Genomic DNA, 23,622 nt, shown 5'->3' with positions numbered 1-23,622 from the left:
GGTGCGCGCGCGGGCGGCCGACCCCGGTGACGCCGATGGGTTCCACACCGGTGAGCTGTCGATCATCGGCCGGGTGAGCACCGCCAGCAACCTCACCCTGGTGTGCGAGATCGGCGCGGATGGCAACACTGCAGCGACCGCACCGGTGCGGGTGGTGTACAAGCCGGTGCGCGGGGAGCGGCCGCTGTGGGATTTCCCCGACGGCACGCTCGCCGGGCGTGAGGTGGCGTCGTATCTGGTGTCGCGGGCGCTGGGCTGGGAGGTGATTCCGCAGACCATCCTGCGCGAGGGCCCGCTGGGTCCGGGCATGGTGCAGCGCTGGGTGGACTCGGTCGATCACGACGGCGCGCCCGGGGACCGGCTGGATCTGGTGGATCTGGTGCCGGTGGGCGCGGTGCCCGACGGGTTCCGCGAGGTGTTGCGCGCGGTGGACGGGTCGGGTGCGCGGGTGTCGCTGGTGCACGCCGACGATCCGCGGCTGCACCGGATGGCGGTGCTGGATGTGCTGCTCAACAATGCCGACCGCAAGGGCGGGCACGCGCTCGAGGGCCTCGACGGCGGCGTGTACGGTGTCGACCACGGGATCTGCCTGCACACCGAGCCGAAGCTGCGCACCGTGCTGTGGGGGTGGGCCGGGCAGCGGGTGGATGAGGAATTGCTCGGCGATATCGGCGCTTTCGTGAAGGATCTGCCCGGCGAGGTGGGCGACGAGCTGGCCGAGCACATCACCGACGCGGAGATCGAGGCGCTGGGCGCGCGGGGGCGGCGGTTGCTCGATGATCCGGTGATGCCGCTGCCGGTGACCGATCGCCCGATTCCCTGGCCCGCGTTCTGAGGTGCGACACGCCCGGTTCGACCGGGTTGCGCGCGGGGTAATTGCAACCGTTGACACGGCGGCGCGGTGGGCCCGCGCGCAGGTCACCCCGTCGGTGAACGTGGCGTAAACCACCGGTGAGCGGGGGCGGCGGGCGCGGGTGTCGACCTGACCTTTACGCTCGAATCATGCAGTCCTGGTCCGATATCGCCGTCCCGACCGTCCCCGGATCCGGACCGCCGTTGCGATTGTTCGACACCGCCGATCGTCGGGTACGCCCGGTGTCGGCGGGTGCCACGGCCACGGTGTACGTGTGCGGCATCACCCCCTACGACGCGACCCATCTCGGGCACGCGGCCACCTATCTGAGCTTCGATCTGGTGAACCGGATCCTGCGCGACGGCGGGCACGCGGTGCATTACGTGCAGAACGTCACCGATGTGGATGATCCGCTGTTCGAGCGGGCCGCCCGCGACGGGGTGGACTGGCGGGAGCTGGGGTCGCGGGAGATCGCGCTGTATCGCGAGGATATGGCCGCGCTGCGGGTGCTGCCGCCGCGCGACTACATCGGCGCCATCGAATCGGTCGGCGAGGTCGTGGAATTGGTGGACAAGCTGCTGGCGTCGGGCGCGGCGTACACGGTGGCGGACGCGGAGTTCCCCGACATCTATTTCCGTCACGACGCGACGGCCCAGTTCGGCTACGAGTCGGGGTACGACCGGGCCACGATGGAGCGGTTGTTCGCCGAGCGGGGCGGGGATCCGCAGCGTCCCGGTAAGCGGGATCCGATCGATGCGCTGCTGTGGCGGGCGGCGCGCCCGGGTGAGCCGTCGTGGCCGGCGCCGTTCGGTGCGGGCCGGCCGGGCTGGCATATCGAGTGTGCGGCGATCGCGCTGAACCGGCTGGGCCCGGAGTTCGACATTCAGGGCGGCGGCAGCGATCTGATCTATCCGCATCACGAGTATTCGGCCGCGCACGCCGAGGCGGTGGTGGCCCATCGCCGGTTCGCCCGCCACTACGTGCACGCCGGGCTGATCGGCCTGGACGGGGAGAAGATGTCCAAGTCGCGCGGCAACCTGGTGTTCGTGTCGCGGCTGCGGCGGGCGGGGGTGGATCCGGCGGCGATCCGGCTGGGCCTGTTCGCCGGGCACTACCGCCACGATCGCGAGTGGTCGGACGCGACGCTCGAGCAGGCGCGGGCGCGGCTCGAGCGCTGGCGGTCGGCGACGCGGCTGGCGTCGGGCCCGGACGCGGAGGACACGGTGGCGCGGCTGCGCCAGCACCTGGCCGACGACCTGGACACCCCGAAAGCCCTGGCCGCGGTGGATAGTTGGGCCCGGCAGGCGGTGGAGTACGGCGGCCCGGACGCGAGCGCGCCGGGCCTGATCGCCGACGCCGTGGACGCCCTGCTCGGCATCGAGCTGTGCGCGGGGGCCCGCAGCTGAAGCGGCAAGTTACCGGCAGGCAATTGATCTTGGCAGAAATGGCAAAGTACTTCCCGGTGGTGGTTTCGTCGGGTGGCCAGCCGAGATCACGGCGCTGACAGTGGGCAATTCGGGCGATTGCGTACCGGCGCCGCGAAATTCGCAGCGCGGCACAGCTAGCATGCGGCAACGTCGTACGCTAAATTGGCTACGGGTCAGCTAATTCATCACCGAGCGGATGAGGCCCATGGCGGTGCGACCGTCGCCCACACGTGTCGACACCGTTTGCCCCGATGCCACCGGGAACCCCCGACCCCGGTGGCATCGTCATGTGCGGGGGCGGGGGGCGGTGAGGATGGGGGCGATGGCGACGCGGGCGAGGGTGTCGGCGGCGCCGGGGGTGTCCAGGTCGACGGCGAGGCTGGGGGCGAACAGGTAGCCGAGGGTGATGTGCACCAGGGCGTCGGCCTGGGCGGCGGGGTCGCCCGGCGGCATCCGCCCGGCCGCTTGGGCGTGGGCGATGTGGGCGCGGACCCGGTGATGGGCCAGGGCGATCGGGGCGGGGTCGCCGTGGGTGAGGGCGTCGAGCAACTCGGCGCGGTGGGCGGGGTCGGCGCCGTGCAGCAGGGGGTGGCGGTGCAGGCGCAGGCAGGTCGCGAATCCGGCGGCGACCTGGTCGGCGGGGTCGTCGAGGGCGGCCAGCCGCTGGGCGAGGGTGTCGAGCAGGGTGGTGAGCTCGCGGGTCAGGGCCCGCTCGAAGACCGCGTCCTTGCTGGCGAATCGGCGGAACACGGTGGCGCGGCCGACCCCGGCCGCGGCGGCGACCTCGCCCATGGTGGCCGCGCGGGCGCCGCGCCGGGCCAGCACCGTGATCGCGGCGTCGAGGATGCGGGCGTCGAGATCGGTGGCGCGGCTGCCGGTTTCGCCGCCGAGGGCGCGTCCGGCGGCGCGGCGCAGCAGGGTCGGCAGCGGGGTGCCGGGCCTGGTCATTGCCGTCCTCCCGGTGCTGGCGTGCGGATCGTGCGGGCGCTGCCCTTGACCCGTCGAGACTATTACCTTTGTAATGGTCTCATACTCGTGGAGGAGGGTGGCCGTGGTGCGTGTGCCGGGTGTGGAGCGTCTGCGGGCGGTGCGCGGGCCGTTGCGGGCGGGGGCGGCGCTGGTGGGGGCGGCGCTGGTGGGGGCGGCGCGGCGGGATCCGCGGCTGCTGCGGGAGCTGGTGGCGGGCGTGTTCGGTGCGCGGCCCGCGGCGGTGTCGCCGGGGCATGTGCCGCCGCCGGGGCTGGCGGAGTTCGCCACGACGGTGCATGCGGCGCAGGTGATCGCGGCGCCGGTCGAGGCGGTGGCGGCGTATCTGGCGGATCTGTCGCGGCTGGGTGAGTGGTTCACGCCGCACGCGGGCTGGCGCGGGCTGCCGCCGGGGGTGTTGCGGGAGGGTCTGACCTTTACCCAGCAGGCGCTGGTGATGGGGTTGCCCGCCGATATCCGCTGGACGGTGACCGAGGCCGGGCAGGCGGGGTTCGCGGTGCGGGGGGAGGGCCCGCAGCGGGTGCGGCTGGGGTATTGGATCACGGTGGCGCCCACCGGATCCGAGACCACCGTGTGCTTCGATGCGGGGCTGGCGGGGCCGCCGATCGAGGGCCCGCTGGGTGGGTCGGTGACGCGCAGTCTCGGTGCGGCCCTGCGCGATTCGCTGGCCCGGCTGCCGGAGGCGATCGCGGCGGCGGGCCCGGCGCGGCCGCGCGGGGCGCGGGCGCCGGTGCGGCATGTCGCGTCCGGGGTGGAGCTGGATCCGGCGACGCCGGTGCTGGTGGGGGTGGGGCAGCTGGTGCAGCGGGACCCGGATCCGGCCCGCGATCCCGCGCGGCTGGCGGCGGCGGCGCTGCGCCGCGCGGCCGCCGACGCCGGGCCGGGTGCGGGGCTGCTGCGGCAGGCGCAGGCGGTGTTCGCGGTGGCGTGCGCGTCGTGGCAGTACCGGGATCTGGGTGCGGCGGTGGCCGAACTGGTGGGGGCCGGCGGGGTGGAGACGGTGCAGTCGAGCGCCTTCGGCGGTGACGGCGGCCAGCTGCTGATCAACGAGGCGGCGGCCGCGGTCGCGGCGGGCGACTACGACATCGTGCTGGTGACGGGCGCGGAGGCGGGGGCGACGCAGGCGGCGGCCCAGCGCGCCGGGACGGTGTTGCGGTGGCCGGAGCAGGGGCCGGGGGTGCGGCCCACGCGCACGGTCGGCGTCGACAAGCCCGCCGGTAACGCGGCCGAGACGGCGGCGGGGCTGATCGCGCCGGTCGAGGTGTATGCGCTGCTGGAGTCGGCGAACCGGCATCGGCTCGGCCGCACCCCCGCCGAGCACGCCGCCGCGGTCGCGCGGTTGTGGTCGCGGCTGTCGGCGGTCGCGGCGGGCAACGAATACGCGTGGCGGCCGCGGGAATTCAGTGCGGCGCAGATCGCGACGGTGTCGCCGGACAATCGGATGGTGTCGCTGCCCTACACCAAGCTCGAATGCGCGAACCTGCAGGTCGATATGGCCAGCGGCATCGTGGTGTGCAGTGCGGCGGCGGCGCAGGCGGCGGGGGTGGCGCAGGACAAGTGGGTGTTCATTCACGCGGGCGCGTCCGGGCACGACGAGTGGTTCACCAGTGAGCGCGCCGAGTTGGCGGCGTCCCCGGCGATTCGGGCGCTGGGCGCGGCGGCGCTGGCGCACACCGGGATCGGGCCGGAGCGGGTGCGGCATGTGGATCTGTACGCGTGTTTCCCGGTGGCGGTGCAGATCGCGGCGCGGGAGCTGGGGTTGGCGCTCGAGGATCCACGGCGGCCGCTGTCGGTGACCGGTGGGCTGAGCTTCGGCGGCGGCCCGGGCAACAACTACGGCGGGCACGCGGTCGCGACGATGGTCGCCACGTTGCGGGCCGAGCCCGAATCCTTCGGCCTGGCCACGTCGCTGGGCTGGTATATGACCAAACACGCGCTGGGCGTGTATTCGGCGACGCCACCCGCCCGCGGGTTCCGGCATCTGCGGCCGGTCATCGAGCATCCCCCGGCGCGCCCGGCGCGCAGCGGCTACAGCGGTCCGGCGGTGGTGGAGGCGTATACGGTGCCGCACGGCCGCGACGGGGCGCCGGAGGCGGCGGTGCTGAGCGTGCTCACCCCGGCCGGGGAGCGGGTGCTGCTGCGCCGCGGCGAGCCCGAGCTGATCGCGGCGCTGCTGGAGGGGGATCTGCTCGGGTTGCCGGTGACGGTGTCGCAGGACGGGATTCGTGTCGAGGGGTCCGAGCGGGTGGCGTTGCCCGCGCCGCCGCCACCGCCGGTGCTGGTGGCGCGGCGCGGCGCGGTCACGGTGATCACGGTGAACCGGCCGCAGGTGCGCAACGCGATCGATCTGGCGACCGCGGTGGGGATCGAGCGGGCCCTGGACGGGTTCGAGGCCGATCCCGCGGCGCGGGTGGCGATCCTGACGGGGGCGGGTGGATATTTCAGTGCCGGAATGGATTTGAAGGCCGCCGCGCGGGGTGAGGTGCCGGTCACCGAGGGCCGCGGGCCGCTGGGGATCGCGGCGAGGCCGCCGGGTAAGCCGCTGATCGCGGCGGTGGAGGGTCCGGCGCTGGCGGGTGGGTGCGAGCTGGCGTTGGCGGCGGATCTGGTGGTGGCCGCCCGGGATTCGCTGTTCGGGATCCCGGAGGTCCAGCGCGGCCTGGTCGCGGTCGGCGGGGGTGTGCTGCGGCTGGCGCGGCGGCTGCCGCGCGCGATCGCGATGGAGCTGGCGCTGACCGGCGACCCGATCACCGCGGCCCGCGCCGCCGAACTCGGCCTGGTCAACGAGCTCACCGAGCCCGGTGGGGCGCTCGAGGCGGCGCTGGCGCTGGCGGAGCGGATCGCGGTCAACGCGCCGCTGAGTGTCGCCGCGAGCAAACGCATTATCGACGAGTCGGTGGACTGGCCGACCGGGGAAGGGTTCACCCGTCAGGGACAGATCGCCGGGGCGGCCCTGTCGTCCGAGGATGCCGCGGAGGGGATGTTGGCGTTCACGCAGAAGCGTCCGCCGGTGTGGAAAGGTCGCTGACGCAGCGGTTTCGGTGAACGGGGCCGGTGTCGGCAGGATTGCCGGTATGGACACGCACAAGCAACGCATGCTGCGCGGGGAACTCTACCTCGACAGTGATCCGGAGTTGGTGGCCGAGCGGCGGCACTGTCGGCGGTTGCTGGACCGGTTCAACGCGACCCGGTCGGGGCAGGATGCGCAGCGGCGGGCGATTCTCGCGGAGCTGCTGGGCGGGATCGGGGCGGGGTCGTGGATCATGCCGCGGTTCCAGTGCGATTACGGGTCGCTGATCCGGCTGGGCCGCAACAGTTTCCTCAACTACGACGCGATCGTGATGGATTGCGCGCCGGTGGTGATCGGCGACGACGTGTCCATCGGCCCGCGCGCGCAACTGCTGACCGCGCTGCATCCGATGCACGATCACCAGCTGCGCCGCCAGCGGTGGGAGACCGCGGCCCCCATCACGATCGGCGACAACGCGTGGCTGGGCGGCGGGGTGATCGTGTGCCCGGGGGTGGAGATCGGCGCGAACGCGGTGATCGGCGCGGGCAGTGTGGTCACCCGGGAGGTGCCCGCGCGGGTGTTCGCGGCGGGCAATCCGTGCCGGGTCCTGCGCGAGCTGTAACCGCGGCGCGGGTGCTGGTGTGCGGCACCGGGTTCCGTGCGGAGGGCAACGAATTCCGTCCGGCCGTCGGCGCAACGGGCGGCGGCGGTAGGGTGGCGGCCATGGCTGATGCTGTCGCGGGCACCGGTTGTGGTCTGGCTTTGGTGCTGGGCGGCGGTGGCCCGGTGGGTTTGTCCTGGATGACCGGGTTGATGGTGGGGTTGCGGGCGGCGGGGATCGATGCGGCGGCCGCGGACCGGTTCGTCGGCACCTCGGCCGGTGCGGTGGTGGGCGCGGTGCTGGCCGCCGGTGACGATCCGGCCCGGATCCTGACCGCGCGGCCCGCGGATTCCGCGGCGTACCAGGTGGATTGGGAGCTGGTGGGGTCGATCTTCGCGGTCCTGGCGCAGCCCGGCGATCCGGTGCAGGCCCGCCGCCGCGCCGGGCAGCTGGCGCTGACGGCGGAAACCGGTGCGCCGCACGAGCATGTGGCCCGGATGACCGCCCTGGTCGGGGCCACGGCGTGGCCGCAGCGGGAACTGCTGATCACCGCGGTGGATGTCGGCACCGGGGAGCTGCAGGTGTGGACGCGGTCGGGGGCGGCGTCGCTGGGGCAGGCGCTGGCGTCGAGTACGGCGGTGCCGGGGGTGTTTGCGCCGATCCCGGTGGCCGGGCACGCCTATTTCGACGGCGGCACCCGCTCCCCGGTGAACGCGGACCTGGCGGCGGGCGCGCAGGTCGTCGTGATCGTCGAACCCCTCGCGCACTTGTTCGCCCGTATTCCCAGCGACCGCGATCTGGGTGCGGCCACGGTGATTTCGGTGGTTCCCGACGCGGAGTCGGTGGCGGCGTTCGGCCCGGACGTGTTCGATCCCGCCGCTCTGGCTCCCGCCTATGCGGCGGGTGTGCGGCAGGGCCCGGCGGCGGCCGAGCAGCTGCGCGGGGTGTGGCCGACCCGCTGAGCGCCCCGGCCGCCGGGCCCGGAAGGTGTCCGGTGCCGGTGTGGTTCGGTCAGTTTCTGGTGCCGATGCGTTGCCAGCGGCGGCCGCCGGTGCCGGGTTCGGTGGGGCGGGTGCCGGGGCGGTGGCGGTAGAGGATGTAGGGCCGCCACAGGTACCACAGCGGGTAGCTCCAGGCGTGGACGAGGCGGGTGAACGGCCACAGCGCCAGGATGGCCCAGGCGGCGGTGGCGTGCACCTGATACAGCATCGGTGCGTGCGCGATGGCGGCGACGTCGGGGTCGCCGGTGAGCAGTCCGCGGAACCAGAGGGCGACGCTTTCGCGGTAGTCGTAGCCCGCGCCGAGCAGGTTGACCGCGACGGTGGGGATCATCCCGAGCACGATGATGAGCCCGAGCAGGGTGAACGCGACCCAGTCCAGGGCGCTGGTGGCGGCGCGGATGCGCGCCACGGTGAGCCGCCGGTAGGCGAGAATGCCGACGCCGCCGAGGATTCCGAACACGGCGACGGTGCCCGCGCCGGCGGAGAACCAGCGGTAGACGGGTTCGGGGATGCCGAGGGCGCGGGTGAACGATTCGGGGATCAGGATGCCGACGACGTGGCCGCCGATCGCGGCGAAGGTGGCGTAGTGGAACATCGGCCCGCCCCAGCGCAGCAGTTTGCCTTCCTGCAGTTGGCTCGAGCGGCTGGTCCACCCGAATTGGTCGTGGCGCCACCGCCAGATGTGGCCGACGACGAAAGTGGTCAGCGCCAGGTAGGGCAGGATGACCCACCACCACAGTTGCGCGGCGCTCATCGCGGGCTCCCGGTGAGATACTCCGGCGGCGCGAACGGTTCGAGCCCGACGTCTTCGCGGGGTGGGCCGTCGGCGGCCAAGGCGCGCAGTCGTTTCCGTTCGGCGGCGGGCAGGGCGGGCAGGGTGTCGCGGACGGTGTCCAGCAGCGGCGCGTAGGGGCTGTCGATGTCGTGCAGGGCGTCGGTGAGCAGTTCCAGGCCGTCGCGGCAGCGGGAGAGGATGTCGTGGCCGGCGGCGGGGTCCATGACGGTGAATTCCAGGATGAGCGGCAGGAAGTCGGGCAGTTCGGAGTCGGGCGCGTGGTGCCCGGCGCGGCGGTAGAGGTGTTTGAGGGTCAGCAGCGCCATGCCGCGGGCGCGGGTGTCGCCGTAGCGGTAGTAGGTGAGGTGCAGGCTGCGCCGGCGCGCGAGATCGAAGGTGGTGACGTAGGTTTCGGCGGCCGCGGCGGGGGCGGCGGCGTCGAGCCAGCCGAGGAATCCGGCGACCGCGGCGCGGGCGGGACCCGCGCCCAGGTGGGGCAGGGCGGCGGTGATGGCGTCGCGCTGGGACAGCACCCGCTCGTCGGGGTAGTTCAGCAGGATCGACAGCATCGCGTGCAGCACGAGCGTGTTCGGGGTGTCGCGGGGGTGGAGCCGTTCCAGCCGAGCAGGTTGAATCGCAGGCGGCCGTCGGTGTCGCGGAACTGGCCGGCGCCGTTGTGCCCGGTGGTGTCCGGGTGCGTGGTGTCGGGGTAGCCGACGGGGCAGTGCTGGGCGAGGTGGCCGCCGCTGTCTTCGGCGTGCACGCGCGGGATCACGTAGCGTTCGTCGTATTTGGCGATGGCGAGGATGCGGTAGAGGTCGTCGAGGTCGGTGGCGGTGAGCCCGACCGCGGCGGCGGCGCGGTCGTCGCCGGGCTCGCCGAACTGTGTGCGCCGCATGTGCTCGCGCAGCACGGTGAGCACCCGCAGCGAGCGGGCGACGGGGACGGTGTCCCCGGCGGTGAACAGGCTGGCGAGGTACTCGAGGGGGATGCGCAGCTCGTCGATGGTGGCGAATACGTCGTCGGGGTTGTCGCCGTGGCGGCCGGCGGCGTGGGCGGCGTCGACGACCGGGGACAGCGGCGGGATGTACCAGACCATGGGCAGGGTGCGGAATTCCGGGTGCAGCGGCAGCGCGACGCGGTAGCGGGCGATGAGCGCGTACACCGGGGAGCGGCGGGCGGCGTCGAGCCAGTCCGCGGCGATGCCGTCGCGTTCGGCCTGGGCGGCCACGGCCGGGTCGTGCGGGTCGAGGAACACCGACAGTTGCGCCGGGTACAGGCCGGTGTCGTCGGGGACCGAGGCGGCGGCGGTGACCGCGTCGGCGTCGTAGAGCACGACGCCGAGGTGGCGCAGTCGGCCGACGCAGGTTTCCGAGCAGATGGTGGGCTGGCCGTTCTCGATGCGCGGGTAGCAGAAGGTGCATTTCTCGGCCTTGCCGGTGTGGTGGTTGAAATACACCTTCTTGTAGGGGCAGCCGGAGACGCAGAATCGCCAGCCGCGGCAGCGGTTCTGGTCGACGAGCACGATGCCGTCCTCGACCCGCTTGTACATCGCCCCCGACGGGCAGGACGCGACGCAGGAGGGGTTGAGGCAGTGTTCGCAGATGCGGGGCAGGTAGAACATGAACGCGTGCTCGAAGTCCAGGCGCACCCGGTCGGCGAGGGCGTCCAGGTTGGGGTCGGCGGCGGCGTGGACGGGGGATCCGGCGAGGTCGTCGTCCCAGTTGGGGCCGCGCCGCGGCGGCAGGCGGCGGCCGGTGAGCTGGGAGCGGGGGGCGGCGGTGGGGGCGGTGTCGGACAGGGGGGCGGTGGTCAGCTGCTCGTAGTCGTAGGTCCAGGGCTCGTAGTAGTCGTCGAGTGCGGGCAGGTCGGGGTTGTGGAACAGGTTGAGCAGCTTGTGGATTCGCCCGCCGGCGCGCAGTTTCAGTCGGCCGCGGCGGTCCAGTGTCCAGCCGCCGCGCCAGCGGGTCTGGTCTTCGTAGCGGTGCGGGTAGCCGCTGCCGGGTTTGGTTTCGACGTTGTTGAACCAGGCGTATTCGCTGCCGGGCCGGTTGGTCCAGGTTTGTTTGCAGGTGACCGAGCAGGTGTGGCAGCCCAGGCATTTGTCCAGGTTCATCACCATCGCGATCTGTGCCATGACCTTCATCGGTAGTCCACCTCCTGGGAGCGCCGCCGCAGCACGGTGAGCTCGTCGCGTTGGGGCCCGGTGGGGCCGTGATAGTTGAAGCCGTAACAGAATTGGGCGTAGCCGCCGATCAGATGCGTGGGTTTGATCATGATCCGGGTCAGGGAGTTGTCGTTGCCGCCGCGGCGGCCGGTGTGTTCGGTGCGCGGCACGTTCACCTGCCGGTCGGTGGTGTGATACAGGAACACCGTGCCGGTGGGCATGCGGTGGGAGACCACGGCCCGGCACACCACGATGCCGTTGCGGTTGTGTGCCTCGATCCAGTCGTTGTCAGCGGCGCCGATCGCGGCCGCGTCGGCGGGGCTGATCCAGAGGGTGGGGCCGCCGCGGAACAGGGTCAGCATGTGCAGGTTGTCCTGGTAGGTGGAGTGGATGGACCATTTCGAGTGCGGGGTCAGGTAGCGGACCACGATCTCGGGGCGGCCGTCGTGCTCGGGCGCCCCGACGTGGGCCAGCAGGTTCAGCGGCGGCCGGTAGATGGGCAGGGCTTCGCCGAATTCGTGGATCCAGTCGTGGTCGAGGAAGAAGTGCTGGCGGCCGGTGAGGGTGTGCCAGGGTTTGAGGCGTTCGACGTTGATGGTGAACGCCGAGTAGCGGCGGCCGCCGGTCTCGCTGCCCGACCATTCGGGGGAGGTGATGACGGCGCGGGGCTGAACCTTGGTGTCGGCGAAGGTGATCCGGTCGCCGGCGCGTTCCTCGGCGAGGTCGGCCAGCGCCGTCCCGGTCTGCCGTTCCAGGGCCCGGAACCCCTCGACGGCCAGGCGGCCGTTGGTGGTGGCGGACAGGGCGAGGATGGCCTCGCAGAACTGGTCGTCGCGGGCGATGGAGGGGCGCCCGGCGGCGACGCCGTGGCGGGCGACGCCGTTGTGGCGGCGCAGGTAGTCGATCTCGGTGTCGGGGATCCAGGTGAGGCCCTTGGTGGTGGTGCCCGCGGTGTCCAGCAGCGGCCCGATCGCGGCCATCTTCTGCGCGACCGCCCCGTAATCGCGTTCCACCACGGTGAGTGTCGGCATGGTGACGCCCGGGATCGGGTCGCAGTCGCCGCGGCGCCAGTCGCGGACGCGGCCGTGGGGCTGGGCGAGTTCGTCGGGGGTGTCGTGGGCCAGCGGGGTGGCGACGACGTCGCGGCGCACGCCGAGGTGGGTGGCGGCCAGCGCGGAGAAGTGGGCGGCCAGGTCGGCGAAGATGGTGAAGTCGGTGCGGGTCTGCCACGGGGGTGCGATGGCGGGGCTGAACGAGTGCACGAACGGGTGCATGTCGGTGGAGGACAGGTCGTGTTTCTCGTACCAGGTGGCGGCGGGCAGCACGATGTCGGAGTACAGGCAGGTGCTGGTCATGCGGAAGTCGATGGCCACCGACAGGTCGAGTTTGCCGACCGGTGCCGGCGTGCGCCATCGCACGCCGGTGGGCCGCAGCGCGGGCGGGGTTTCGGGGGCGGTGACCTCGTCGTCGGTGCCGAGCAGGTGCCGCAGCAGGTATTCGTGGCCCTTCATGGAGGAGGCGAACAGGTTGGCCCGCCACACGGTGAGCACGCGCGGGTAGTTGTGCGGCGCGTCGGGGTCCTCGGCGGCGAATCGCAGCGCGCCGCGGGACAGTTGGTCGACGATGTGGTCGGCGACGGGGACCCCGGCGGCGTCGGCGTCGCCGCACAGGTCCAGGGGGTTGCGGTCGAAGGTGGGGTGCGAGGGCATCCAGCCCAGCCGGGCGGCGAGGGCGTGGCAGTCGGGAACGGTGGCGCCGGTGAGGGTTCCGGCGGCGAGCGGGCTGGTGAACACGTCGGCGGCGAAACCTTCGTAGCGCCATTGCCCGGTGGCCAGCCACCACAGCGGGGTACCGGCCATGTGCCGGGTGGGCTGACACCAGTCGTAGGCGAACGCCAGATGCGACCAGCCGGTCAGCGGGCGCACCTTCTCTTGTCCGACGTAGTGGGCCCAGCCGCCGCCGTTGACGCCCTGGCAGCCGCACAGGTGCAGCAGCGCCAGGAAGGTGCGGTAGATCTGGTCGGAGTGGAACCAGTGGTTGGTGCCCGCGCCCATCGCGATCATGGCGCGCCCGCCGCTGCGTTCGGCGGTGCGGGCGAATTCGCGCGCCACCCGGGTCGCCGCGGCGGCGGGGACGCCGGTGATCGCCTCCTGCCAGGCGGGGGTGTAGGGGACGGTGGCGTCGTCGTAGCCGGTGGGCCAGTCGCCGGGCAGCCCGGCGCGCGCGACCCCGTATTGCGCCATGACCAGGTCGAAGACCGTGGTCACCAGGTGGTCGCCGATCCGGAGCGCGGGCACGGCGCGGCGCAGGATCGCCGCGTCGCGGTCGGTATCGGCGCGGTCGAAGCGGGGCAGGGCGACGGTGACCGCGCCCGCGCCGGGGCGCCCGTGCAGCGACAGCGCCGGGCGCAGCCCGCCCAGCCGCAGATTCCACCGGCCCGCCTCCCCCGCCCAGCGGAACCCCAGCGACCCGCCCGGCACCGCCGGTTCGCCCGAATCCTCGTCCAGCACCACGGTTTTGAAGGCGGCGGCGGGGTCGGTGTCGCCGAGGTCGGCGGCGGTGAGGAATTTGGCGGGCAGGTGGTCGCCGTCGCGGTCGGTGAGGGTGATCAGGAACGGCAGGTCGGTGTAGGTGCTGGCGTAGCGGCGGAAATACGGCACCGGCCGGTCGCGGTGGAACTCGGTGAGGATGACGTGCCCCATGGCCATCGCCAGGGCGGCGTCGGTGCCGGGGGCGGCGGGCAGCCATTCGTCGGCGAATTTCGTGTGATCGGAATAATCCGGCGAAACGACCACGACCTTCTGGCCGCGGTATCGGGCCTCGGTCATGAAATGCGCGTCGGGGGTGCGAGTTATCGGCAGATTGGTGCCCCACAGGATGAGATAGGCCGCATTCCACCAATCACCGGATTCCGGGACGTCGGTTTGATCGCCGAATACCTGAGGGGAGGCGATGGGGAGGTCGGAGTACCAGTCGTAGAACGAGGAAATCGTCGCCCCGATCAGCGACAGGAAACGCGTTCCGGCGGCGTAGGACACCATCGACATCGCCGGAATAGGGGAAAAACCGACAATACGGTCGGGGCCCCAGCGGCCGATGGTGTGCACGTGCGCGGCGGCGATCAATTCCAGTACCTCCGGCCAGCTGGAGCGCACGAATCCGCCGCGGCCGCGGGCGCGTTTGTAGGCGGTGGCGGTCGGTTCGTCGGCGACCAGGGCGGCCCAGGCGTGCACCGGGTCGCGGTGGCGGGCCTTGGCCGCGCGCCACGCGTCGAGCAGCACCCCGCGCACGTACGGGTAGCGCACCCGGGCCGGGGAGTAGGTGTACCAGGAGAACGAGGCGCCACGGGGGCAGCCGCGCGGCTCGTATTCGGGGGTGTCGGGCCCGGTGGAGGGGTAGTCGGTGGCCTGGGTTTCCCAGGTGATGATGCCGTCTTTGACATGCACCTTCCACGAGCACGAGCCGGTGCAGTTGACGCCGTGGGTGGAGCGGATCTCGCGGTCGTGGCGCCAGCGTTCGCGGTAGAACTCCTCGGCGGGGCGGGCGTCGTCGCGGTAGAGGACGCGCCCGTCGGGTGAGGGGTGGCCGGGAAAGAAGAACTGCGCGGCGCGCAGCACGGCCTCGGCGGCGTCGCGCGCGGATTCCGCGGCGCGGATGGTGCGGTCGGAGCTCATGGCAGGGGATTCCTCCGGGCGAAATACACACAGGTGCGTGGGGACACGTGTGGCGCGTGGGGGCGCGCCGATTGCGGCGGAGCTAGGGTCAGTGTTATGGACGCTGCTTGCGAATTCCCTGCGGTGGGTCGGTGGAGTGTTTCGGCGGCGGGGACGCCGATTACGGTGCAATGCCGATGACGCTGTCGCGGGAATTGGGCGCACCGGATCCGGCGGGGCCGCAATTGTGTCCGGTGCAGATCCGGTTGCTGGGCCGGTTCGCGGTGTATCGCGGTGAGGTGCGGGTGGCGCCGCGGGTGTTCGGGGGGCGGCAGGCGCGCCGGTTGCTGCGGTTGTTGGCGGTGCGCCGCGGCACGCTGGTGTCCAAAGACGCGGCGGCGGAGGCGTTGTGGGCCGACCGGCTGCCCGCGGATCCGGCGGGCAATGTGGAGATCCTGGTGAGCCGGATCCGGGGCGCGCTGGGTGATCGGTCGCTGATCGAGACCGGCCCGGCCGGCTACACCCTGGTCGGTGACGACCGGATCGCGGTGGACGCGGAGGTGTTCGCGGCGGGGGTGGCGCGCGGGCGCGCGCTGCTGGACACCGATGCGGGCGCGGCGCTGGGGGCGTTGACCGAGGCGCTGGCGCTGTGGCGGGGAGAGCCGCTGCTCGAGGACACCGACGCGGAGTGGGCGCGCGCGCCGCGGCGGCGGTGGGCCGATGCGCTGGTGCAGGCCCTGGACGGGGCGGCGACGGCGGCGCTGGCGGTGGGGGATGCGGGCACGGCGGCGAGTTGGGCGCGCATCGCCTGTCAGCGTCAGCCGCTGCGGGAGGTGTCGGCGCTGCTGCTGGTGCGGGCGTTGGCGGCGGGCGGGGACCGGGCGGCGGCGCTGACCGCGTTCGACGCGTTCCGGGCGCGGCTGGGGGAGGAGTTGGGGGTGGATCCGTCGGCGGCGGCGCTGGCGGTGCGCCAGCGGGTGCTGCTCGACGAGGACGCGTCGGCCCCCGGGCCGCGGCCGGGGCGGGGTGCGGTGTTGGCGGAGTCGGCGCGTGATCTGCTGGCGCTGGTGAGTGTGCTGGGGCGGCCCGCCCCGGTGGGGTTGGCGGCGGCGGTGACGGGGCGGGGGTTGCGGGAGACGCTGGCGGAGCTGGACGGGTTGCGCCGCACCGGTTTCGTGCGCGCGACCGCGGAGGGGTGGGTGTCGGCGGGGCCGGGGTGGGCGGTGGTGGAGCCGCAGCGGCGGGCGCGGCTGCATCTGCTGGTGGCCGAGACCCTGCAGGGCCGCGGCGCGGATCCGATCGAGGTGGCGATGCATCTGCGCGCGGGCGGCGCGCACGAGGGCGCGGCGCGGTTGCTGGCGGCGGCGGCCGATGACCGGTTGCGCCGCATCCGCGACGAGGAGGCGCTGCGCTGCGCGCAGGCGGGGCTGGCGCAGCCGGCGCCGGGCCCGCATCGGTCGACGCTGCTGGCGGTGCGGGCGGAGGTGTATCGGCGGCGCGGGCAGCTGGCGCGGGCGCGCGCGGATCTGGTGTCGGCGCTCGAGGACACCGCCGCGCATCCGGATCGGTCGCGGCTGTTGGCGCGGCTGGCGATCCTGGAAACCCGGTCGCGCAGTACGGCGTTGGGCGACGAGCTGGCGAAGCTGGCGATCGCGGAGGCGGGCGCGGATGCGGCGGCGCGGGGGCAGGCGCTGGCGGCGGCGGCGATCATCGACTTGACGCTGCCGCGGTTCGGGCGGGCGCGGCGGCGGTTCCGGCAGGCGCAGGCGCTGCTGGAGCTGGCCGGTGATCCGCACGGGGCGGCGCGGCTGGCGTACTGGCGGTCGATGGCCAGTTTCATGACCGGCCGCATCGCCCGGGCCGAGCAGGAGCTGAACCTGCTGGTGCAGTTGCCGTTGCTGCCGCCGGAGCTGCTGCGGCTGTGGTATCCGCGGACCTCGCGCGGGTATGCGCGGGTGTTTCTGGGCCGGTTGGACGGGGCGCTGGCCGATATCGAGGCGGCGCTGAGCTGGGCGCGGTCGGTGGATCATCCGGCGGTGCAGTGCAATTGCCTGTGGCAGCGCAGTGAGGCGCTGGCCGCGGTGGGCGCGGTGGATCGGGCGCTGGACAGTGCGCAGGCGGCGCTGGAGCTGGCGCGGCGGATGGGGCATGCGGAGGGGCTCGCGGCGGCGCAGCGCGGGCTGGGCATCGCCTGGCAGGCCGCGGGCGACGGCGGGCGCGCCGAGCTGGCGTTTCGGCGGTCGATGGCGGCGGCGCGGCGGGTGCCGCTGTTCGCGGGCTGGGCGGCGGCGCGGTTGGGCCTGGTGCTGGTGCAGCAGGGCCGGTTGGACGAGGCCGCGCCGATGATCGATGCCGCGGCGGCGCACGCGATTCCGCTGGTGCGCCACGAGGGCCGCTGGGCGTACGCGGAACTGCTGCACGCCCGCGCCGACCCGGCCGCCACCCGCGTGGCCGCGGACGCCTTGCAGGCCGCACGCTCGGCCGGTCATCTCGCGCTGGTGCCGCGACTGGCCGCGCTCACCTGAATCCGGCTGTGCGGCCAGCGTGGTGGCGCGCCGTTCGCTGCGGCAGTCGCCCGGACGGTGAGCACGCGACGGGTACTGCGGCAACGGTGCTGTGATTGCTCACCCGGCGGCGGTGAGTTCGTGCCGCTGGCTCCGAGTTGCGCCGGAAACCGGTGCGGCACAGGCGATCAGGTGAGTGCGGGCGCCAAGGGCCGCGAGTCTGTATCGTCCGGGTCCGCTGCCGGGGTGTGCGGGCGGCGGCGCCGGTGCGCCCAGTGGAGGGCGGCTGAGCCGAGTAGGCCGAGTACGGCGGTGGTGGCGCCGAGGAGCCAACCGGGGGGTCGCCAGATGAGGACGAGGTCGCCGTTACGGGTGCCGGGTGGGATGTCGACGGCGAGAAAGGTGGGGGCGATGGTGTGGAACCCGAGGTCGTGGCCGTCGAGGGTGACGCGGTAGCCAGGCCAGGCGCGCGAACACGACCTGCCCGCCGATGGCGGAGCCGACGCGGACGTGGCTGGTGATGGCGGTGCGGTCCAGGGAGGTGGCGTTCACCGCCGCGGGCGACGGAGCCGGACACCTTTCAGGTGCGATCGGCGCCTGCGCGCTAAAGCCGCTGTGCCGCACCGCGGCACAGCGCGTGCAGGACCGCGGCGGCCGGTGCGGCGGTGGTGATCGCGCCGATGCCGGTTCCGGCGTCGATCGGGGCCGAGCGCGGGTCGCCGGTGGCGATGGCGGCGGCCGCGGCGGCGCGCGCGGCGGGGTCGGCGGCGAGGGTGTCCTCGTGGCCGTCCCATCGGTCGGTGAGCTCGTTGCGCAGCACGCGGGCGGGAAACCGCGCGGGCCAGCCCAGGCCGAGGGCGACGTCGAAGGCGCGGGTCACGACCGTGTCGGCGGCGGCCAGCAGCGCGGCCCGATCCGGCGGCGCCAGCAGCGATTCCGGGCATACCGCCAGCCGGGTGCCCAGCCACACCCCGCTCGCGCCCGCGGCGAGCGCGTCGGCCACGTCCGCGGCGGAGGTGATACCGCCCGCGGCGAGCACGGGCACCGACACCGCGTCCAGGACCTGTTCGAGCAGCGGGCGCGTCGGCAGCCGCGGGTCGCCGTGCCCGCCGCCCTCGCGGCCGCGCGCGACGAGCACGTCGATGCCCGCGTCGGCGGCGCGGCGGGCGTCGGCGACGGTGTATACCTGTGTGGCGGTGAGGATTCCGGCGTCGGCGGCGCGGGCGGCCCAGGACCGGTCGGTGCCGAAGCTCACCGACAGCAGGGTGGGCGCGGCGGCGAGGGCGGTGTCCCACAGGTCCGGGTGCGCGTCGAGCACCCAGTCGACCAGGCCGATACCGAACGGTGTGACCGCCCCCATCGCGTCCAGTTCCCGGGTGAGCGCGGCCGCGCGGCCCGCGCTGCCCATGCCGATCATGCCGAGCCCGCCCGCGGCGGTGACCGCGGCGGCGAGCCTGCCGCCGGCGACCGCGCCCATGGGGGCGTTGACCACCGGCAGCCGCAGGCCCAGCCGCGCCGACCAGGCGGTGACCGGGAACCCGTCGGCGCTCACCTCGACCATGCCGCCACGCTAACGCATCCCGGCGGTCACACCCCCGAGCGGATCGAGGGGCGCGCCGCGGTGGTCCAGCCGGTGTCGCCGGATAAGTTCCGGCCCGCGCAGTGGGCGCACAGCACGCGGCGGCGGCCGCGGGTGTCGGTGACCCGGCGGAAGCAGCGGCGGCAGTAGGTGGTCGTGGTGGGCCGGGTGAGACCGGACAGGCCGAGGACCAGCATGACGTCTACCGCGGCCAGGCCGAGCACGCACAACGCAGTGGCGAGGACTTCCAGGGGCATGTCGCTCGCACCTCCCGAATATATCGTGGCACGATATCTTTATATCGCCCCACGATACACTGGGCGGGTGCGTCGGCGCCACGGCCGATGCGCGGCGTGCCCGACGGGCGGGAGTGAGGTGCGATGACGGAACTGGCCCACGCCGACTACGCCAGTTTGCTGGAGTTCCGCACGGCGCTGCGGCGTTTCGAGCGCTGGAGCGAGCAGCAGGCCCGGCAGGTGGGGTTGACGCCCGCCCAGCATCAGCTGCTGCTGGCGATCAAAGGGCATGCGGGCGAGGCGGGCCCGACGATCCGCGACGTCGCCGACTCGCTGGTGCTGCGCCATCACAGTGTGGTGGGCCTGGTGGATCGGGCGGTGCAGGCGGAGCTGGTGGCCCGGGTGCCCGACGCGACCGATTCGCGGGCGGTGCGGCTGGTGCTGACCCGCGCCGGGGAACGCTGCCTGGGCGCGCTGAGCGAGTTGCACCTGACCGAATTACAGCGGCTGGCACCGATTCTCGAGCAGGTGAGCACGACGCTGCGCGCCCCACCCAAGGACGTGCCGAGCAGGTGACGGGGCGGTCGTTGGTGGCGGGGTGTTGCCGGTGCGGGTCGCGGTGGCGATCATCGGGGATCGTCGAGGCGCAGGCGGACCGTCGGGAGGGTGTCGACGGCGGCGCCGGTGGCGTATTCGATGGCGGCGCGCAGGTGTCTCCAGGCGCGCGGGCGGTAGCGGTCGAGGGCGGCGTCGTGGTCGGGCAGGGGTGTGGCGGTGGCGGGTGCGCCGCGGCGGCGGCCGGTCCACACGCGCCCGCGGGCTGGGCGCGAATGTTGCGGTACCACTGGGCTTTCGGGCCGAAGCCGGAGGCGAGGTCGTACTCGCCGGGGGCCGCCGCTGCGGCGGCCGTGGCGTCGGCGAGAGTCACGGATTTCTCCTTACGGGTCGACGCCGCCCCGATCACACGGACCCGGGTGGGGGTCGTCCCTTGCGGTCACTGACGATGCGTGGTGCCGGTATCACTGCGCCTCCGTTGCGCCCGTTCGGGTTCCGGCGGCCCGCGTGGCCGCGAGGTGGGCGGTGAGGGCGGCTGCGGTGGTGAGTAGTCCGCAGATCCAGGGCAGGGCGGGGTGGTCGTAGCCGGGGGTGTAGGCGACGCAGAGGTTGAGTTGGGCGTGGGCGAGGGTCGGGGCGGTGAGGCCGCCGGTGGTGGTGTGCAGGGTGACCAGCAGCAGGCGGGCGGCGAGGGTGCCCACGCACCAGCCCGCGAGCCACGCGGGCGGGTGCCCGGCCTGGATCAGGGCGGGCAGATGCCATGCGGCCCACACGATTCCGAGGATCAGCGCGGCGGCGAGGGTGCCGTGGCGGCGGCGCAGCGGGTCGGTGGCGTAGCCGGTCCAGCCGAGTTCCTCGCAGGCGGCGGCGATCACGGTGACGACCACCAGGGCGGGCGCGGCGGCGGGGGAGGTCGGCAGGGCGGGTGTGGCGAGTCCGGCCGCGCAGGCGATCGCGACCCCGGCGACGGTGACGGCGGGGGTGGTGAGCAGCGCGAGCGCGTACCAGCGCCGGAGTCCGGGCGGCCGGTGGCGGTGGGGGCCCAGCAGCGCCCGCGTCGCCCCGCGCCGGCGCACGGTGAGCGCGAGGGCGGCCAGGGCGGGCACGACGAACATGGTGGCGCTGGCCGGGACCGCCACATCCCCGGCGCGCACGCCGGGCGCGAGGGCCCCGAGCAGGTAGAACGGCACCGACAGCGCGGCCACCAGCAGCAGGAACATCCCGGGCCGCGCGGAATACCGCGGCATCGCGTCGGGCATTGTCGTCATCACTTGAGACACGATATCCCAACTTTGGACATGATGTCCCATCCTTGTAGGGTGGGCGGGTGCGTGATCCGATTCCGGCCGCGGGGGTGTCGCGGCGGCGTTCCCGGTTGTCCGATGAGCAGACCGCGCAGCGGATGCTGGCGGCGGCGACGGCGATGATCGAGCGTGCCGGGTTGACGGTGAGCCTCGAGCATTTGAGTTTCGAGGAGGTGATCCGGGACGCGGGGGTGGCGCGCAGCGCGGTGTATCGGCGCTGGCCGTACAAGGATCTGTTCTTCAGCGATCTGCTGGTGGAGTTGGCGCGGGGGGTGAATCCGGTGCTGGCCGAGGCGAATCCGGCGGCGGTGGCGGCGGTGGCCGCGAGCGTGCTCGAGCATCTGGAGTGGGCGCGCACGCCGGGGTTGCGGCGCGCGCTGGCCGGTGAGGTGCTGCGCCGCGGCGCGGCCGAGGAGTTCACGGTATTCCAGCACAACCCGGCGTGGCGCACCTATTTCGCGGTGCAGGCCACCTTCCAGGGCCTGCCCGACGGCGCCCTGCGTGAGCGGGTGCGGGCGGCGTTGACGGTGTCGGAGCAGGCGCTGGTGGAGCAGGTGGCGACCGCGTACACGCGGGTGTGCGCGCTGATCGGGTTGCGGGTGCGCCCGCAGGCCGGGGTCGGCTTCGACACGGTGGCCCGCGCGGCCACGGCCGCGCTGCGGGGGCTGGTGTTGATGGCGCCGGTCAACCCGGCGATCACCCGGATCCGGGTGCGCGCCAACCCGTTCGACGCTCCCGCGGCCGCCGAATGGTCCGAGCCCGCGCTGATCCTGGCGACGACGGTCGTGGGGTTGACCGAACCCGACCCGGGCCTGGTGTGGTCGCCCGAGCACGAGGCGGTGGTGCGTGCGGCGCTGACCTCGGGGTCGTGGGCCGCGCACCGGTAAACGCGGTGGCCGGGCGGCGGTTGTCGGGTCGGGTCAGCTGTCGACGTGGACGTGGGGCCGCTGGTGGGGGTCGGCGACGGCGCGGCGCAGGATTTCGCGGGTGACGGGCGCGACTTCGCCCTCGCCGACGAACAGGAATTTGAGCAGGTTGATCAGCGGGTTGCCTTCGCTCCATTCGAAGTAGACGTGGGGTTCGAGCCCGGTGCGGTCGCGGATGGCGAGCAGTATGGCGGCGATGGAGTTGGGGATGGCGGCGGCTTCCACCGACAGGATGCGGTAGCAGCCGAGTTCGACGGCGGTGACGTGCAGGGCGGTGGAGAAGCGGGAGGCGTCTTCGACGATGACCTCGAGGAACAGGATGGGGTCGCCGGCGGGGATGTGGCTTTCCTGCCGCTGGTCGGCTTCTTTCTCCCGGTATTCCTCGGGGCGGCGCTGGTCGATGTCGTGGGTGACGATGCGGATGGCGCCGGCGGCCGCGGCGTGGTCGATGAGCGCGGCGGCGCGCTGGTCGAAGGTGACCTCCATGGCGTGCAGTTCGAAGGCGCGCCGGGCGCGGGAGGCGAACGACACCACGATGATGGTGAGGATGAACAGCGACGCCAGCTGCACGCCCTCGGGGCGTTCGATGATGTTGGCGATGGTGGTGTAGACGAACACGGCGGTGACGACACCGAAGCCGACGGTTTTGGCGCGCTGGCGTTTTCGGGCGGCGGACAGGGTGACCGCGACGGCGGCGGAGGTGATCAGCACCAGCACCCCGGTGGCGTAGGCGCCGCCCTGGGCGTCGACATCGGCGCGGAAGTAGACGGTGATGGCGAGGGCGATGACGGCGAACACCAGCACCAGGGGCCGGGTGGCGCGCGCCCATTCGGGGGCCATCCCGTAGCGGGGCAGGTAGCGGGGCACGAGGTTGAGCAGCCCGGCCAGCGCGGAGGCGCCGGCGAACCAGAGGATGGCGATGGTGGAGATGTCGTAGACGGTGCCGAACCCGTCACCGAGGTAGCGGTGGGCCAGAAACGCCAGCGCGCGCCCGTTGGCGGACCCGCCGGGCGCGAAGTCGTTCTCCGGGATGAGGACCACGGTGATGACGCTGGTGACGAGCAGGAATGCGCTCATGATGAGCGCGGCGGTGGTGAGCAGGGCGCGGGCGCCGGCGATGCGGGTGGTGGGCCGGTCCTCGGATTCGCCGGGGGCGCTGCGGATCTGGGGCATGACCGCGACCCCGGTCTCGAATCCGGACAGGCCCAGCGCCAGTTTCGGGAACACCAGCAGCGAGATACCGACCATGGCGAATACGCTGCCGTGCTGGGCGGTCATGGCGTGGGTCCAGTCCAGCACCAGATGCCGGGCGGTGAGCACCTGATAGACCCCGGCGACGGCGACGACCAGGTTCAACGCGAGGTAGGTGCCGACCAGGGCGACGGCGATGCCGATGGCCTCGGCGAACCCCTTGAGGAAGATCGCGGCCAGCAGCGCCAGCAGCACCAGGGTGATGGCCAGGGCGTGCCCGTGCAAGACGGCGGGCACGTAGGGGTTTTCGACGATGTGGGCGGCGCCGTCGGCGGCGGAGAGGGTCATGGTGATGACGAAGTCGGTGGCGGCGAACCCGAGCAGCACCAGGATGAAGATTTTCCCGGTCCAGCGGGGCAGCACGTCGAACATGGCCAGCGAGCCGCCGCCGTGCGGGCTTTCGCGCGCCACCCGCCGGTAGACCGGCAGCGCCCCGAACAGGGTCAGCGCCACCAGCACCAGCGTCGCCAGCGGGGACAGCGCCCCCGCCGCGAGCGCGGCGATGCCGGGCTGATAGCCGAGGGTGGAGAAGTAGTCGACCCCGGTCAGGCACATCACCTGCCACCACGACCGCTGGTGGCGTCGTTCGGCGACCCGGCGCATCGGCCCCGGATGCTGCGAATACTCCTCGCCGTCGGCGCCTTCCAGCAGCCAGGTCGCCAACCCACTGCGGTGCCGTTCGCCGGTCATGCTCACGTCCTGGTCCCCCTCGGGGCATCCATCCGGTCGATCCGGACCCTGATCGTCGGGGTCAATGTACGGGGTGATCTGCGCGGGTCGTCGACGGGCCGCC

The 23,622-nt window shown here is 73.1% G+C and carries 18 protein-coding genes; 8 read left to right on the top strand and 10 right to left on the bottom strand.

The features are described from left to right. Position 1 precedes the first annotated feature (1 nt). Both HPY32_RS36090 and mshC read left to right on the top strand, forming a co-directional pair. Positions 2 to 835: an SCO1664 family protein gene (locus tag HPY32_RS36090; protein ID WP_067588901.1), complete on the top strand. Its 834-nt coding sequence runs from the start codon at positions 2 to 4 to the stop codon at positions 833 to 835. Between the two features lie 167 nt (positions 836 to 1,002). Beyond that, positions 1,003 to 2,259 (top strand): cysteine--1-D-myo-inosityl 2-amino-2-deoxy-alpha-D-glucopyranoside ligase, encoded by a 1,257-nt coding sequence (gene mshC / locus HPY32_RS36085; protein ID WP_067588903.1) that lies wholly within the window; start codon positions 1,003 to 1,005, stop codon positions 2,257 to 2,259. A gap of 306 nt (positions 2,260 to 2,565) precedes the next feature. Here mshC and HPY32_RS36080 read toward each other — a convergent pair whose 3' ends face one another. Beyond that, positions 2,566 to 3,228: a TetR/AcrR family transcriptional regulator gene (locus HPY32_RS36080; protein ID WP_171983236.1), complete on the bottom strand. Its 663-nt coding sequence runs from the start codon at positions 3,226 to 3,228 to the stop codon at positions 2,566 to 2,568. Between the two features lie 103 nt (positions 3,229 to 3,331). On the opposite strand from HPY32_RS36080, the gene HPY32_RS45895 reads away from it, so the two are divergent. From HPY32_RS45895 to HPY32_RS36065, 3 genes are all read left to right on the top strand, one after another. Next, positions 3,332 to 6,295 carry a crotonase/enoyl-CoA hydratase family protein gene (locus HPY32_RS45895; RefSeq protein WP_309247569.1) on the top strand — a complete coding sequence of 988 codons (2,964 nt, stop codon included), beginning with the start codon at positions 3,332 to 3,334 and terminating at the stop codon, positions 6,293 to 6,295. Positions 6,296 to 6,341: 46 nt separating this feature from the next. Then, on the top strand, positions 6,342 to 6,899 hold the full coding sequence (locus HPY32_RS36070) for a sugar O-acetyltransferase (RefSeq protein ID WP_067588907.1): 558 nt from the start codon (positions 6,342 to 6,344) through the stop codon (positions 6,897 to 6,899). Positions 6,900 to 7,000: 101 nt separating this feature from the next. Continuing rightward, positions 7,001 to 7,840: a patatin-like phospholipase family protein gene (locus HPY32_RS36065; RefSeq protein WP_067595892.1), complete on the top strand. Its 840-nt coding sequence runs from the start codon at positions 7,001 to 7,003 to the stop codon at positions 7,838 to 7,840. 49 nt (positions 7,841 to 7,889) lie between these two features. On the opposite strand, the gene narI is transcribed toward HPY32_RS36065, so the two are convergent. Genes narI through HPY32_RS36045 form a run of 4 tightly spaced genes read right to left on the bottom strand, consistent with a single transcriptional unit; the run spans position 7,890 to position 14,495 of the window. After that, complete coding sequence (narI, locus tag HPY32_RS36060) at positions 7,890 to 8,633, bottom strand: respiratory nitrate reductase subunit gamma (protein ID WP_067588909.1); 744 nt, start codon at positions 8,631 to 8,633, stop codon at positions 7,890 to 7,892. Then, entirely contained in the window at positions 8,630 to 9,223 is a 594-nt protein-coding gene (gene narJ / locus HPY32_RS36055) for a nitrate reductase molybdenum cofactor assembly chaperone (RefSeq protein WP_156674846.1), read from the bottom strand. The genes narI and narJ overlap by 4 nt, the downstream gene beginning before the upstream one ends. Further along, entirely contained in the window at positions 9,205 to 10,800 is a 1,596-nt protein-coding gene (gene narH / locus HPY32_RS36050; protein ID WP_171983234.1) for a nitrate reductase subunit beta, read from the bottom strand. Before narH ends, narJ begins: the two co-directional genes overlap by 19 nt. Beyond that, positions 10,797 to 14,495: a nitrate reductase subunit alpha gene (locus HPY32_RS36045; RefSeq protein ID WP_067588913.1), complete on the bottom strand. Its 3,699-nt coding sequence runs from the start codon at positions 14,493 to 14,495 to the stop codon at positions 10,797 to 10,799. The genes narH and HPY32_RS36045 overlap by 4 nt, the downstream gene beginning before the upstream one ends. A 176-nt stretch (positions 14,496 to 14,671) precedes the next feature. Here HPY32_RS36045 and HPY32_RS45890 point away from each other — a divergent pair, with 176 nt between their 5' ends. Beyond that, entirely contained in the window at positions 14,672 to 16,999 is a 2,328-nt protein-coding gene (locus tag HPY32_RS45890; RefSeq protein WP_171983233.1) for an ATP-binding protein, read from the top strand. A gap of 583 nt (positions 17,000 to 17,582) precedes the next feature. Here HPY32_RS45890 and HPY32_RS36035 read toward each other — a convergent pair. After that, positions 17,583 to 18,539, bottom strand: coding sequence for an NAD(P)H-dependent flavin oxidoreductase (locus tag HPY32_RS36035; protein WP_067588917.1), 957 nt, complete (start codon positions 18,537 to 18,539; stop codon positions 17,583 to 17,585). A 26-nt stretch (positions 18,540 to 18,565) separates the two neighbouring features. Further along, the gene (locus HPY32_RS36030) at positions 18,566 to 18,814 is read right to left on the bottom strand and encodes a hypothetical protein (protein WP_067588919.1); all 249 of its coding nucleotides are present in this window, start codon (positions 18,812 to 18,814) and stop codon (positions 18,566 to 18,568) included. A gap of 123 nt (positions 18,815 to 18,937) precedes the next feature. Between HPY32_RS36030 and HPY32_RS36025 the strand changes: the two genes are divergently transcribed. Continuing rightward, positions 18,938 to 19,369, top strand: a complete 432-nt coding sequence (locus HPY32_RS36025) for a MarR family winged helix-turn-helix transcriptional regulator (protein ID WP_067588921.1) — start codon at positions 18,938 to 18,940, stop codon at positions 19,367 to 19,369. A 50-nt stretch (positions 19,370 to 19,419) separates the two neighbouring features. Here HPY32_RS36025 and HPY32_RS36020 read toward each other — a convergent pair whose 3' ends face one another. Together HPY32_RS36020 and HPY32_RS36015 are read right to left on the bottom strand one after the other, a co-directional pair. Continuing rightward, positions 19,420 to 19,602, bottom strand: coding sequence for a hypothetical protein (locus HPY32_RS36020; RefSeq protein WP_067588923.1), 183 nt, complete (start codon positions 19,600 to 19,602; stop codon positions 19,420 to 19,422). A gap of 210 nt (positions 19,603 to 19,812) precedes the next feature. After that, positions 19,813 to 20,616 (bottom strand): CPBP family intramembrane glutamic endopeptidase, encoded by an 804-nt coding sequence (locus HPY32_RS36015; protein WP_253950110.1) that lies wholly within the window; start codon positions 20,614 to 20,616, stop codon positions 19,813 to 19,815. 59 nt (positions 20,617 to 20,675) lie between these two features. On the opposite strand from HPY32_RS36015, the gene HPY32_RS36010 reads away from it, so the two are divergent. Beyond that, entirely contained in the window at positions 20,676 to 21,539 is an 864-nt protein-coding gene (locus tag HPY32_RS36010) for a TetR/AcrR family transcriptional regulator (protein WP_156674505.1), read from the top strand. Positions 21,540 to 21,572: 33 nt separating this feature from the next. Here HPY32_RS36010 and HPY32_RS36005 read toward each other — a convergent pair whose 3' ends face one another. Beyond that, the gene (locus HPY32_RS36005; protein ID WP_067595894.1) at positions 21,573 to 23,519 is read right to left on the bottom strand and encodes an APC family permease; all 1,947 of its coding nucleotides are present in this window, start codon (positions 23,517 to 23,519) and stop codon (positions 21,573 to 21,575) included. Positions 23,520 to 23,622 lie beyond the last annotated feature (103 nt).

Source organism: Nocardia terpenica, assembly GCF_013186535.1.
Lineage (GTDB): Bacteria > Actinomycetota > Actinomycetes > Mycobacteriales > Mycobacteriaceae > Nocardia > Nocardia terpenica.
The sequence above is the reverse complement of the archived record's forward strand: the minus strand, read 5'-3'. Positions and strand labels throughout refer to the sequence as shown.

What these genes read in the sequence shown, in the direction of transcription:
- mshC (WP_067588903.1), top strand. Translation starts at nt 1,003, where the DNA reads ATGCAGTCCTGGTCCGATATCGCCGTCCCGACCGTCCCCGGATCCGGA.
- HPY32_RS36080 (WP_171983236.1), bottom strand. Translation starts at nt 3,228, where the DNA reads ATGACCAGGCCCGGCACCCCGCTGCCGACCCTGCTGCGCCGCGCCGCC.
- HPY32_RS36070 (WP_067588907.1), top strand. Translation starts at nt 6,342, where the DNA reads ATGGACACGCACAAGCAACGCATGCTGCGCGGGGAACTCTACCTCGAC.
- HPY32_RS36065 (WP_067595892.1), top strand. Translation starts at nt 7,001, where the DNA reads ATGGCTGATGCTGTCGCGGGCACCGGTTGTGGTCTGGCTTTGGTGCTG.
- narI (WP_067588909.1), bottom strand. Translation starts at nt 8,633, where the DNA reads ATGAGCGCCGCGCAACTGTGGTGGTGGGTCATCCTGCCCTACCTGGCG.
- narJ (WP_156674846.1), bottom strand. Translation starts at nt 9,223, where the DNA reads ATGCTGTCGATCCTGCTGAACTACCCCGACGAGCGGGTGCTGTCCCAG.
- narH (WP_171983234.1), bottom strand. Translation starts at nt 10,800, where the DNA reads ATGAAGGTCATGGCACAGATCGCGATGGTGATGAACCTGGACAAATGC.
- HPY32_RS36045 (WP_067588913.1), bottom strand. Translation starts at nt 14,495, where the DNA reads ATGAGCTCCGACCGCACCATCCGCGCCGCGGAATCCGCGCGCGACGCC.
- HPY32_RS45890 (WP_171983233.1), top strand. Translation starts at nt 14,672, where the DNA reads ATGACGCTGTCGCGGGAATTGGGCGCACCGGATCCGGCGGGGCCGCAA.
- HPY32_RS36035 (WP_067588917.1), bottom strand. Translation starts at nt 18,539, where the DNA reads ATGGTCGAGGTGAGCGCCGACGGGTTCCCGGTCACCGCCTGGTCGGCG.
- HPY32_RS36030 (WP_067588919.1), bottom strand. Translation starts at nt 18,814, where the DNA reads ATGCCCCTGGAAGTCCTCGCCACTGCGTTGTGCGTGCTCGGCCTGGCC.
- HPY32_RS36025 (WP_067588921.1), top strand. Translation starts at nt 18,938, where the DNA reads ATGACGGAACTGGCCCACGCCGACTACGCCAGTTTGCTGGAGTTCCGC.
- HPY32_RS36015 (WP_253950110.1), bottom strand. Translation starts at nt 20,616, where the DNA reads ATGACGACAATGCCCGACGCGATGCCGCGGTATTCCGCGCGGCCCGGG.
- HPY32_RS36005 (WP_067595894.1), bottom strand. Translation starts at nt 23,519, where the DNA reads ATGACCGGCGAACGGCACCGCAGTGGGTTGGCGACCTGGCTGCTGGAA.